This is a genomic window from Lysinibacillus sp. RS11 (assembly GCF_042019215.1).
GTDB lineage: Bacteria > Bacillota > Bacilli > Bacillales_A > Planococcaceae > Lysinibacillus > Lysinibacillus xylanilyticus_A.
This window is the reverse complement of record NZ_CP168124.1, coordinates 1913176-1925471: the sequence shown is the minus strand read 5'-3', so window position 1 is coordinate 1925471 and position 12296 is coordinate 1913176. Positions and strand designations below refer to the sequence as shown.

At 36.0% G+C, this 12296-nt stretch carries 11 protein-coding genes; 3 read left to right on the top strand and 8 right to left on the bottom strand.

What is annotated here, in order from left to right; all coding sequences use genetic code 11:
• Nucleotides 1–277: 277 nt before the first annotated feature.
• Nucleotides 278–616 (bottom strand): winged helix-turn-helix transcriptional regulator, encoded by a 339-nt coding sequence (locus AB9L17_RS09615; protein WP_223555743.1) that lies wholly within the window; start codon nt 614–616, stop codon nt 278–280.
• 362 nt (nt 617–978) lie between these two features.
• Between AB9L17_RS09615 and AB9L17_RS09610 the strand changes: the two genes are divergently transcribed.
• Together AB9L17_RS09610 and AB9L17_RS09605 are read left to right on the top strand one after the other, a co-directional pair.
• On the top strand, nt 979–1530 hold the full coding sequence (locus tag AB9L17_RS09610) for an NAD(P)H-dependent oxidoreductase (protein WP_375200488.1): 552 nt from the start codon (nt 979–981) through the stop codon (nt 1528–1530).
• Nucleotides 1531–1563: 33 nt separating this feature from the next.
• The gene (locus AB9L17_RS09605) at nt 1564–2277 is read left to right on the top strand and encodes an SDR family oxidoreductase (protein WP_375200487.1); all 714 of its coding nucleotides are present in this window, start codon (nt 1564–1566) and stop codon (nt 2275–2277) included.
• A gap of 764 nt (nt 2278–3041) precedes the next feature.
• Here AB9L17_RS09605 and lepB read toward each other — a convergent pair.
• The 6 genes from lepB to AB9L17_RS09575 all read right to left on the bottom strand — a co-directional run bounded on the left by lepB (nt 3042) and on the right by AB9L17_RS09575 (nt 10523).
• Nucleotides 3042–3620: a signal peptidase I gene (gene lepB, locus AB9L17_RS09600; RefSeq protein WP_223555750.1), complete on the bottom strand. Its 579-nt coding sequence runs from the start codon at nt 3618–3620 to the stop codon at nt 3042–3044.
• A 991-nt stretch (nt 3621–4611) separates the two neighbouring features.
• Nucleotides 4612–5424: a helix-turn-helix domain-containing protein gene (locus AB9L17_RS09595; protein WP_068985575.1), complete on the bottom strand. Its 813-nt coding sequence runs from the start codon at nt 5422–5424 to the stop codon at nt 4612–4614.
• A gap of 33 nt (nt 5425–5457) precedes the next feature.
• Nucleotides 5458–6978 (bottom strand): aldehyde dehydrogenase family protein, encoded by a 1521-nt coding sequence (locus AB9L17_RS09590; protein ID WP_375200486.1) that lies wholly within the window; start codon nt 6976–6978, stop codon nt 5458–5460.
• Between the two features lie 15 nt (nt 6979–6993).
• Nucleotides 6994–7539, bottom strand: a complete 546-nt coding sequence (locus AB9L17_RS09585; RefSeq protein WP_068985577.1) for a hypothetical protein — start codon at nt 7537–7539, stop codon at nt 6994–6996.
• 22 nt (nt 7540–7561) lie between these two features.
• Nucleotides 7562–9508: a primary-amine oxidase gene (locus AB9L17_RS09580; protein ID WP_375200485.1), complete on the bottom strand. Its 1947-nt coding sequence runs from the start codon at nt 9506–9508 to the stop codon at nt 7562–7564.
• Nucleotides 9509–10058: 550 nt separating this feature from the next.
• Nucleotides 10059–10523, bottom strand: coding sequence for a VOC family protein (locus AB9L17_RS09575; protein WP_375200484.1), 465 nt, complete (start codon nt 10521–10523; stop codon nt 10059–10061).
• Nucleotides 10524–10711: 188 nt separating this feature from the next.
• Between AB9L17_RS09575 and AB9L17_RS09570 the strand changes: the two genes are divergently transcribed.
• Complete coding sequence (locus tag AB9L17_RS09570; protein WP_375200483.1) at nt 10712–11128, top strand: Lrp/AsnC family transcriptional regulator; 417 nt, start codon at nt 10712–10714, stop codon at nt 11126–11128.
• Between the two features lie 216 nt (nt 11129–11344).
• On the opposite strand, the gene AB9L17_RS09565 is transcribed toward AB9L17_RS09570, so the two are convergent.
• The gene (locus AB9L17_RS09565) at nt 11345–11842 is read right to left on the bottom strand and encodes a hypothetical protein (RefSeq protein ID WP_375200482.1); all 498 of its coding nucleotides are present in this window, start codon (nt 11840–11842) and stop codon (nt 11345–11347) included.
• Nucleotides 11843–12296: the final 454 nt, after the last annotated feature.

The window sequence follows — 12296 nt, the reverse complement described above, 5'->3', positions numbered from 1 at the left end:
GCACGTTACTTCAATAAGAAAAGCCGCCAGTATGTTGGCAGCCAGTCACATAAGCACAAATTGTAGGTTTGAAAATAAGTTTGACTGTTTATAAAAAAGTTTGAACAAAACCTCTGTCTAGATATCCTCGATTTCAGCATGAACTTCCACATCTGGTCGATACATTAAATTCGTCTTTTGGAAGAAACTTCTGTAGCTGATTCGATTGTCCTCCTTAAGTCTGAGATGGATTAAAATTAACTTACCCAAATTTAAAGAATGACCTATATTTAATCTTTTATAAATTTAATCCAAATCTCTTTAATTCAATGAAAATACCTTCCAAACTTTTTCCTTTTTCCGTTAACGTATATTCCACACGAGGGGGAACCTCTGGAAATACCTTTTTTTCCAATATTCCATGATTTTCTAGTGTCTTAAGACGGAGTGAAAGTGTTTTCGGGCTAATTCCATTCATTGATTTCAATAGGTCACTGAATCGCATTGTTCCTTCTATAAGCAGATCGCGAATAATTAAAAAAGTCCATTTAGTCCCAATCACATCGAGCGTTTTAGCAATGGGACAAGTCTCACCTGGTGCCCCTTTCGTCAACACGACTGGCTCATTAACACTCATCTGAAACATCCTCCCTAAATTTTTTTTTACGAGTTTCCCCTTATCATATCACAATAGTATATTTTTAGTAACTTAATATATTAAATATCACTACTTCCCTAAATGAAGTTACTATATATATAATATCGTTGAACTTATTATTCAATCCCTTTTTGGAGGAGGTGATCACAAATTAGTACGTAAAATCAACGAGACAAACTACCGTTAGCATTGTTAATCAGTGCTTTTACTATCGGTACCATAGAGTCGCTATCATGGGTATTTTTCCAGATGTAACAAACGATTTGAACAGGGCTATTGGTTACCAGCTAAGTGCTAGGTGGTTTATTAAAGGAACACGAAATTAAAGGAGCTAGATAAAGATGAAAAATATACTTATTATTAACGGGCACCAGAAGTATAGTTCAGCAGAGGGGAATTTGAACCAAACATTGATGGACAAATTGGTCAGTTTTTTAAGCGAAAAGAACAATGTAAAAACAACAATTATTCAAGATGGATATACAATCGAAGAAGAACAACAAAAATTTATATGGGCTGATATTGTTATTTACCAAACACCTATTTATTGGTTCAGTGTCCCGGGCTTATTGAAGACGTATATGGATGAAGTATATGCTTATGGTTTATTTTTTAAGGGTGCTGATCAGTATGGAGAAGGCGGGTTATTGACTGAAAAGAAATATATGTTTTCGACTACCTGGAATGCACCTGAAAAAGCATTTAACGATCCAAGTCAGTTTTTCGAAGGTAGCAGTCTAGAAGATGCATTAAGTCATTTACATCGTATACAGAAATTTCTTGGAATGAAACCTTTAAAGAGTTTCTCTTGTTATGATGTAGTCAAAAATCCGAAGGTTGAAAAGTTTGTATCCGAACTTGATTTACACCTGCAAGAGGTATTGAATTTTTAATCTATATAAGTAAACCTATAAGGGGAGAAAAACATGTTAAAAGATAAAAAAGTTGTAATTATCGGTGGAAGCTCTGGGATTGGTTTGGAATCAGCTAAACAGCTAATAGCTCAAGGGGTTGAAGTAATCATTGCCAGCCGTTCCGAAGATAAATTACGAAACGCAAGAGAGCAACTAGGAGTTAGAGCAACGGCTTATACTCTAGATACAACGCAAGAACAGCAAGTACAGTCTTTCTTTGAAAAAATCGGCCAGTTCGATCATCTTGTGATTAGTGCGGCAGAAACATCCAGTGGGTCATTCCTCCAAACGGATACAGCCCAAGCTCGACAACTGTTTGAAAATAAATTTTGGGGACAATATTATGCAGCGAAATACGGTGCTCCGAAAATTTCACCAAACGGTTCAATCGTTTTATTCTCTGGGGTTGTAGCCTACAAGTCTATGGCTGGTTCAGCAATTTTAGGTGCAGTCAATGCAGCTGTTTCGAATCTAGGCCAGACTTTGGCATTAGAACTTGCTCCAATCCGAGTGAATATCGTTTCACCCGGTATAATTGATACACCTTCCCGTAGTAAAATGCCCGAAGAAGCACGTAATAATTTCTATGCTACTGTTGAAAACAAACTTCCTGTGAAACGAATAGGAAGAGCTGAAGATGTTGCGCAAAGCGTACTATACTTGCTACAAAATAGTTTCGTAACTGGAACCGCTCTTCATGTAGAAGGCGGTCACATTTTAGCTTAAGCCAGCAGCTGAGGAAAAATCAAAGAATAATGGTTCTACCAATATAACAACTTAAACATTCGATTATTTCAGTTAACAACTTTATCATTTATTATTAGTTCTTAAAAACTGTCACAATAAAATAGCAGCATTGTAAAAAACACACTGCTCACACAAAAGGAAAAAATTCTGCACCTATATACTTCTCATGTACAACAATTCAGTATTAAAACATTGTTTAATTGTGATTAACCATTAAGAAATAAAAAAAACACTTATTTTTAAATAATTCAATCAGATTTCTTGATTGTGTAGAAATTTTTCATTTTCTATCGTTTTCTAATGGATTCAAAAAAAGAAAAAGCGCTTCAAACCCTTGATAATAAAGGATTCAGAGCGCTTTTCAATTGGTTCAAACTTGTTCTATCTGAGCCTTGATTCCTCCCACGAGGGATTCGAACCTACCCCCAAATAATGTGACGTAAAGCCTTATGAATAAAGTGGTAGATACTAAAGTTTACCCTTTTACTAGGAAACTACAATCAAATCTAATTTCCTTTATGTTATTTGAAGCAGATCACTTGCTCTCCAAAATGCTCACACATTTGCTCACATAACTATTTTTTGATTTATTTTTATTTAACTCCGTTTATTTTAGGTTTGCTGAAAGTCTTAACAAATAATACTTAATCGTACTGATTTTACTCGGTATAACTAGTTTGATTAAGTAACTTTATCCATTGTGAATAGATGCTTTTTGTGTGTCAACGATGTCCAAGATGAATCTAGTTAAACCTTAAGTCAATATGCTCCATCGGCCAACAGATGATATTAGTTGTCCCCATTATTTGTTCTTCAGAGATGAATCCAACTTCAGGATTTCGGCTATCATTACTTACACGACGATTATCACCTAATACAAAGTAATGCCCTTCTGGTACGGTAGTTTCACCTAAATTTTGCTCTAGCGTAAAATCATAAGTGAGTGTCCCAGTATCCTTTAATTCATTCTTGTATTGATCTAAATAAGGTTCATTGTACTTCTCACCGTTTATGTATAATTGATCATCCTTATACTCGATTTTATCTCCTGGTAGACCAATGATACGTTTTATATAATTTGTTTCTTCATTCATTTCAATAACAACAATGTCAAATCGATCATATGACTGAAGTGTTGGACCAATTTTATTGACAATCACGCGATCGTGGTCTTCAAGTGTCGGCATCATAGAAGCGCCTTTTACAAGTACCGGAGTAAAAAGGAACTGCTTGATTACAAATGAAAGCATTAGAGCGAAAGCAATTGCCTTTACCCATTCCCAAAACTCACTTTTTTGTTTTCCCTGTATTTTTTCTTCCAAAACTTTCACCTCCTAGTGTTCTATTATTTAACGCTAAACAAGGAAAATAGTTTCAACTTTCTTTTAAAATATTTTATTTTTCAGGAAATTCATCACAAATTATAGGCGCAAGACATGCCCCAACAATTGTAAAGAACAGTCCCGCAAAAAACGAGTGTGCGTGGCTCTATCCAACCTAAATATGATTAGGCTTTAAGCAGCTAAAAAAAGCCCTCCACCGAAGATTGTAGAAAAATTTTTATTTGATTCTTGTCCGTACAAATATTTTTAAGGGAGACTGGCTTGCCTCCCTTTTAATGCAAAATTTTTTTCATTCAACGGCCGTAGCCAAGTCATGTGCCAACACTTCTACCCCCGTCATTCTCCCAACGATCAATGTCCCAAATAACATCAACATCTTCCCAGCCGTCATGTATTTCTCCGTTAGGAAGGGTACAGGTTCTTACTATAGAAATCATACATCATCCTTTTTAATAATATTTGATGTTTCTATATTATGTCATGTTATTTGTTTTGTTCATCGCCAAATATGGGGGGAATTTGAGAGCTAAAAATCCAACAGCCACCGAACATTGAACCATTTCTATGGTTGCATACTCTCTGCACTATCATAAAAACACCAAAATTATAGCTGCTGGAACAAGTGCTGGAATAGGGATTAGAACTGATTGATAGTGAGATGAAAAGGATACGTCTCTTTTTTGTACTTACCTACAAAACAATTATCCAATCAAAAGGGTACCTTTTAAGTCTGAGAGTATCTGTTGCAACTGGATCAATTATCTGAATTTTTATAGCTAATAGTAATTTTCCATAAAGTTAGGGTAGCGAATCGTTAATGTAGTTAAACTAACTGATATGCTTTTTTCTGGAAAGCATATTGTTCATGAATAAATAAAAAACCCCTGTAAAAGTTAGATTGGTGTCTAACTTTTACGGGGCAGTTCACATCAGTATGTTTTTTATAAGAAAGAGTGGAAGCTTTGAGGGGCTAATAAGATAACAACTTTCGTTTTATATTTTTCCAACCTAAAAATTCTTTTATATATTCAGCAGGTGTTATGACAAGTAAGCTTTTAAATTCTTTGTAATAATGTGAAGGATCATAGTAACCATATTGGTCAATGTTTACAGGTGTCTCTTCAAAAGAAAAATGTTGAAGCAAGAGTTGAATGCGTATGAATTTACTTAGTTTTTTTGGTCCGAAACCTGTTTTTTTGTAGAAAAGTTCTCGGATATATCGCTCAGAATAGCCTGTTTTTTGCTGAATTACATCTGGTAAGAACAGCCCATTATTTTCAATAATAGAATCAAAACAAGTAGCGAATATTTCATCACTCAAACTTTTTTCCTTTTTTTGAGAACAAAAATACTCATTACAAATCTGTACTCTTTGTTCGAAATCTCCTGCTTCAAAAACAGCTTGTATAAATTTAGAGTCAAGTGTGCAGCCTAATCCAACATTAACAAACGGTTGTTGAACAATTTGTTTTAATGCGCAATTGTATTGCATCACTGTTTGTTTTGGATTTAGACGAACACCAAAATATTTACCTTTTGGGGTAAATGAATAAATTCCACGTGTAGTCGGGGTATTCCCTAAGACAACCTTTTGATCTTTGCCCATGTAAAACATTACATCTTGGCAAGCATCAGGAATGACATGAATATCACTATTAATGCCTATTGGTTCAAACTCATAATAAAATAGTATATCTTGGTTTAACTCGCTGTTTGGCGTCAGTTCTCTATAAGAATACGTTTTTTGGACCAATTCAGGTTGGATTGGATAGTAGCTACTCAATAAGCCGCCCCCTCACTTCACTCTTAGGTAAAATTAAAAGAATCCTTGCGCCTGTTCATTGTAACTAGCTAAGACACATTTAGTTGATTGATACGATTCTAAAGCTTTTAAATGATTTTCTCGACCGATGCCTGACTTTTTGTAGCCGCCAAATGCTGCACCAGCAGGGTATTGGTGATACGTATTTATCCAAACACGTCCTGCTTGGATCTCTCGACTTGCTTTATAAGTAACGTTTGTATTACGTGACCATACAGCTGCCCCTAATCCATACATAGTATCATTTGCAATTTCAATCGCTTCCTCGAAAGTTTTAAACGTAGTCACTGCCAATACAGGACCGAAAATTTCTTCTTGGAAAATACGCATTTTGTTATCGCCTTTAAAAATAGTTGGTTTAATAAAATAACCATCTACATGATCAAGGTGATTTTCGGCACCACCGATTAAACATTCTGCGCCATCTTGTTTGGCAATTTCAAAATAAGAAAGAATTTTTTTATGTTGTTCTTCTGAAGCCTGTGCACCCATCATTGTTTCAAGATCGAATGGATCACCAACTTTAATTTGCTTTACTCGTTCAATGGCTTTTTCCATGAAACGATCATAAATAGACTCATGGATCAAGGCTCTAGATGGACAAGTGCAAACTTCACCTTGATTTAAAGCAAACATAACTAATCCTTCAATCGCCTTATCTAGATAGCCATCATCAGCATCCATGACATCTTCAAAGAAAATATTAGGGGATTTGCCACCTAATTCTAGTGTAACAGGAATAAGATTCTCAGATGCATATTTCATAATTAGTTTGCCGACATCTGTAGAACCCGTAAAGGCTACTTTGGCAATACGAGGGCTTGAAGCTAACTCTTTCCCTGCCTCTGCACCAAAACCATTAATGACGTTTAATACACCTTTTGGTAATAGGTCTTGAATTAGTTCAACTACAAATAAGAATGATACAGGCGTTTGTTCTGCTAATTTTAAAACAACACTATTCCCTGCAGCAAGTGCTGGCGCCAATTTCCATGCTGCCAATAAAATAGGAAAGTTCCATGCAATGATTTGGCCAACTACACCAATAGGTTCTTGGTAATGATAAGCTACTGTATCCTCATCAAAAGGTGTCATTTGCCCTTGTTGTGCGCGAATGGCACTTGCAAAATAGCGGAAATGATCAATTGCCAATGGAATATCAGCATACATCGTTTCACGAATCGCTTTCCCATTATCCCAAGTTTCTACCCTAGCAATTTTTTCAAGATTTTCTTCCATACGATCTGCAATGGCTAATAAAATACGTGCCCGTTCTGCTATAGGTGTTTTCCCCCAAGTTTTTTGGGCTTCATGAGCGGCATCTAATGCTAGCTCTACATCTTCTTTTGTTGAACGAGCTACACTTGTAAATACTTCTTTCGTGATCGGCGTACTATTATCAAAATACTCTCCATTAACAGGTGCTACCCATTCACCACCAATAAAATTGTCATATTTCTTTTTGAATTGAATGCCATATTCTTCAATATTCGGTTTAACATTAACTTTTACCATAATGATCGACCCCTTTTAATGATGATGTTGATGCTGTTGTTCTTCCTTTACAGGTACCTCATGTTGAATCTCAAAACTACTTACTACTAGTACACAAATCATTAAACTAGCTACAATGTATATATGCTTTGGAATAGCTTTTATGAATATTGGAAACATCTCACGATTCCATACACCGATAGAAATGATAGCACTTACAATAAACATCATTGTAAAAAAGATAATGCTTAACGTTAAATATTGTGTGGTCATTAAAGTTAGCATCACGCCCATCATTGCTCCCATAAAACTAGATCCTGCACTTTCCATAAATAGGTGCATTGGTAAGCCTGTGGATAGTAAATAGCCTAATGCAATAGAAATAATGATAGATGCTATTGCACCCAGTACCATATCGGGAAGCCAGGTAGCCATATTCATCCCAACAGCAGTACTCATTGTCATAGAAATCAGCATTATACAGCACTTGGTCATGCCATGATTAGCAAAACGCTGTTTTAATAAACGGTTAGTGATGACCGTAAAAGTCACAATCACCAACATGCTTAGGAATGGTAGCATATAATCACTCCTCGTAAGAGTTTTATTGCGTATGACAAGACGATGTTGTGTGACACTTCTTGTCCGGTCTAGGAACGTCTAACGCTGGGTTTCGATCAAAGAATCCAACTGGTTTTAATTGGAAGTTGATGTATGCAGTTGGCATTACAGGCCAATCTTCAGGGCGCGGGATATGATGATGGCCCATTGTGTACCAAACGACGATATCTTCATCATCAATTGAACGGTTATTCTCAACGTATTTTGGAAGTCCATCTCCCCCAGCATGTTGATTTGGATACATACCTGTTGCATATTTTTCATTTTCATCAAATTGTGTAACGTGTAAATGGTGTTTAAGGAAACCAGCACGCTTCATAACGCTTGCTTCTTCATGAGCAAATGGGAAGCAATTTTCGCCAGGTAAAATTTTATATCCAACAGGTTGATTCACTCGGTTAAGTGAGTTTTTATTGATAATTTTCCAAGTACGCTGCGTTTTTAAATCTAAATTACGTAACGCTTCCTTCTCCGTTTTAAAGATACGTGAAACAGGATAGAAACCATTGGCATTCGGATTGTGTTCTCCCAATGTTTCTGAAACTGTTTCTGTTTCAACTACTGAGTTATTTTCACCGTCTAACATCGTATCAAGTCGGAAATTAAAGAAGTGTTGATGATGTGATGCATTTAATCCTGGAGAAATCTCAGATCCATATTTTGTTTGGATGCCATCTTCACATGTACCCGTGCTTAAAATACCTGTTAGTTTGACTTCAGCTTCAATCGTACCGTCTTGGTAGAAACTCCAATAGAATCCGTAATCATAATTTCCAACTGTACAGAAGAATGAAATCACTAGTCGACGTGAGCGCCGTACTTCTACATGGCCTGTTCGCCAATCTGTATGTTTCCAACCAATCCCGTAATCTTCTTCATGTAAGCAAATCGCATTTTTGATCGTACGTGCATTTCCTTTAACATCAGCAACAACACCATCAAAGTATTGAATTTCGCCTAAGCAGTCGCAACCTAGTTCTAACGAATTGGCTAATTGACCCATTCCATATTCACCAGCATCAAAGGCGTTTTGTGTGTTATGCGAAAATGTTGGTTCACCATAAGGGACAACCATTTCAGATAATGCTGCACGATAAAGAACTGGACGATCCTTGCCTTTGTCATGGTAATTAATTGTGTATAATACAAGGCCCTCACGTGGTGTAAATCCATAGCGGAAACTCCACTTTTGCCATTTGATCAAATTACCTTCAATTGTAAAGCTTGGACCTTCAGGTTGAATGATTTCCAATGGTTTTAAGTCATTTCTAAACACTATGGATTCATCAACTTCAGGATGATAATTACCTGATGTTGTTGGAATTGGACGTACCCCGTGATCTTCTACTTTGTAAACTTCCATTTTGTTTAGGTCTACATACGTTACAATACCTGTTAAAGGGTAAGCATATCCGTTATCTTCTAGTGATTGTTTTTGCCAACAAATCGCACGAAGTAAACGTTTACCCTCATGTTCCTGAACACCAAAATTCCCTGCTGACCAAGGATCCACCATGATTAAATCAGGATTGTCAATGCCACGTTTCTGTAAAGCTGCTACAAAATCAGGGTGGCTCTTTACCAGTTCTTCACATTGCTCAAATTCCTCTAAGGCTACATTTGGTTGTACGCCTGGAATATGTTCGTAGGAATCAACTTTTTCTGAAGTTAAATTTACAACCGCTTCAAATGTTTTCAATTCTTTATCATCTAAAATCACTAAAAATACTTGGCGATCTACTGTATTACCTGGTTTGTAATTTAGTACTTCTGATTTTTTAGGTTCATGTAACATCACCGACATAAATCGGATATGTTCAGACAACTGTTGCTGTTCCTTGACTATTTGAACAGCTTTTTCAATTTCTACTTCAGATAATGGTGATAATGGGTGATTAAGCTCAACGTTTGGATTAACCTTTACTGACATTCTATCAACCCCTTATAATTTGATCTCTTTAATTATAATCAGAAAATTCAGTGAAGTGATTGTAAATAACGGCATTTTTATAGATACGTTATTTTTAGCTACAAATATATAATATTTTCTACTTCGAGCAATATTTATTTCCATAAAAAATACTAATTGAGCTGTTTATAGTTTTCTTCAGGTTCTCCAAAATTATTTTTCTTCTTGATACAATTAGGAAAGAATTTGAAGTTATCGTTCAGCTTAGTAACTATTAAAACAACAAAACCCTCCTATTTTAAATAGAAAGGTTATTTAGTAAGGCTGTTTTCGTATAGATTGTTGCTATTAATACATAAAAACCAAGTTAATTCTACACATTTTGTAGATTAACTTGGTCTTTAGTAAATCCTTCTTTAACAAAAGGATCCGTTAGCCCTCCATGAATCGCAATAAACAGCACTTCATCACAGAAAATGAAAGATGATTAGGTTCTTTCATAGGAGTTTAAGAAAAACACAGTGGCAGTCTAGGATAGGAAAAAGTCTTAGATTGCCACTAGCTTATTGAACTACTTCACTGAACTATGGGACTCTATATCAAAGTCCACATCCTGAATAAATTCGATCACCTCTCCATTAGGACTATGGACTAGAGCGTTTCTGATAATAAGAGGAGGCTCTCCGAGAGCTAGATTGTCTGCTTCCACATAAGGTTTTGCCCCATGGGAAAGTGCCGTTTGAAACGCTTTGTCGACATCTTCCACATAAAACGCTAGGTGAAGCATAGCTCCGTAAGCAACTTCCTCTTCCGACCGCGCTTTCTTCCCTTGTGCCGGAATGACAGCATCGTCATCAAAAACCTCGAGACATGTTCGGCCGTCGGGAGAGATCAGCATCGAAGCTTCCTTGATTTGAAACGAAGGAAGGCTCCAATGATGTCCACGCTTAAATCCCAATGCTTCAATGTAAAATCGGATTGTACCCGGATAATCTTTTGCCTGAATTGCAATATGAGCAAGACCTTTGATATTCAATTATCATTTCCCCTTTCTGATGAATTTAGTATAGAATAGTGTTGTAAGGAAATACATACAATAAAAAAGGAAATTATCGCATTACACTTTCCAAAAATAACGAAAATCAATTAATTTTATTCATTTTCGAAAATGCACTAGGAGGAATTATATATGGAACATTGGATGGATGAACTGATTACCACATCTTGGGTCTTCTTCAGCAGAATGCACGTATCTCCATTTCACAAATAAGTAAAGATGTGTCCATGTCCCAGCCCTCGGTAAGGGAACGAATAAAAAGACTTGAGGAGAAAGACATCATCTCGGGTTATACGGCAACCTTTCGTCATCAGGCGCTAGGCCGAGGGACCACGGCATTCTTTCTTATTAAAACAGAGCAATGTCAAGCACTAGTGGATTTTTGCGAACGAAATCCTGTTGTAACCGATATGTTTCGAATTAGTGGTGAATACAATTACATGATCAAGATTCAGACTGCCTCCATAGAGGATATTGGTCAATTTCAAGATTCTATTATAAAGTTCGGACCATCCAAGTCCCTTATCAGCTTGAAAAACCTGATTGAGAATCGGATTCTACTACAAGCACCATTCTCAAAATAACAAAAGAATCCTACTTATGCTAAACTGCCTATTAGCCATCCATGAAGAGCAAAAATCAGCACTTCACCACAGAAAATGAAAGATGCTTAAGTTCTTTCATGGGAGTTCAATAAAGAAAAATAGAGCTGCATTATGCAACTCAATAATCTTCAAGTAAAGCTACCTGTTAGTTAAACAAGAAAGGAAAATGTTCTAATAAAAGAGAATGAAAAATTCTTAATTCTGGCTTTTTTCTTTCTTTTCCCAAGTGTTCCAAAGAGTATATACAATAGCCAACAAAACTGAAAAGGTTACAAACATAAAATAAGTATTAATATTAAAATTCTGGTTGTTCACGTGAATATCCAATCCCGAAGTAATGCTTTGCATATATTGCGCATCTGCAACACCCTCTCTATTGATTAACGCAATTTTTATGACTTCACGATATTCATTCAATTCATTTTTTTGATAAAAAAAGGAGACAGTTAAGTGAACGAGTATGCCAAGTATGCTGGTGATAAAAACAGTGTTGCTAATCGAACTCGTACGAAAAATACGAACCCATAATATCACTATAAAGACGAGTATTGGAATTAAAATCCAAACTATCAATAAAGCTGGATTACCATTTCCTGACGTATCCCCTGGATTTGGAGTCATTTGGTTAACTATTAGGAAGATTCCTAATGCTAAAATATGAACAACGAGTAGCTTAACCTTTGCAAATTTCACTGCACCAACCCCCTCTTTTAAATTGTAACCCTTTGTACACAAACTCCCTCCGTTAGCCATCCATGTAGCGCATAAACCAGCGCTACACCACAGAAAATGAAAGATGATTAAGTTCTTTCATGGGAGTTGAAGAAGAAAAAGATGGGATCTCTGCATCCTGATTCCTATAATCAACAAATAGTGGTGTGATATGACTATCTAAGTCAGTCTTTTTTATAAATCCTTCATGCGCTTAGAATTCCTAGCGATGATTGAAACATGATACACTTAATTTAATAACCAGAGTGATACCCCTGATAACATACCTGTTCCACCAACTACTAATGCGTGCTTCATTTATTTCCCTCCTCATTGTGATACAATTTTTTAAAATAACTTAGAAGGTGATTATGTGCGCTCAACAAAATTACTACTAGAAAATGATATGCTCCCCTTTAGGTAGACAGATTAAAAA

Excerpts from the sequence above, each read along its gene's own strand:
- AB9L17_RS09615 (WP_223555743.1), bottom strand. The coding sequence starts at position 616 with ATGAGTGTTAATGAGCCAGTCGTGTTGACGAAAGGGGCACCAGGTGAG.
- AB9L17_RS09610 (WP_375200488.1), top strand. The coding sequence starts at position 979 with ATGAAAAATATACTTATTATTAACGGGCACCAGAAGTATAGTTCAGCA.
- AB9L17_RS09605 (WP_375200487.1), top strand. The coding sequence starts at position 1,564 with ATGTTAAAAGATAAAAAAGTTGTAATTATCGGTGGAAGCTCTGGGATT.
- AB9L17_RS09590 (WP_375200486.1), bottom strand. The coding sequence starts at position 6,978 with ATGGTAAAAGTTAATGTTAAACCGAATATTGAAGAATATGGCATTCAA.
- AB9L17_RS09585 (WP_068985577.1), bottom strand. The coding sequence starts at position 7,539 with ATGCTACCATTCCTAAGCATGTTGGTGATTGTGACTTTTACGGTCATC.
- AB9L17_RS09580 (WP_375200485.1), bottom strand. The coding sequence starts at position 9,508 with ATGTCAGTAAAGGTTAATCCAAACGTTGAGCTTAATCACCCATTATCA.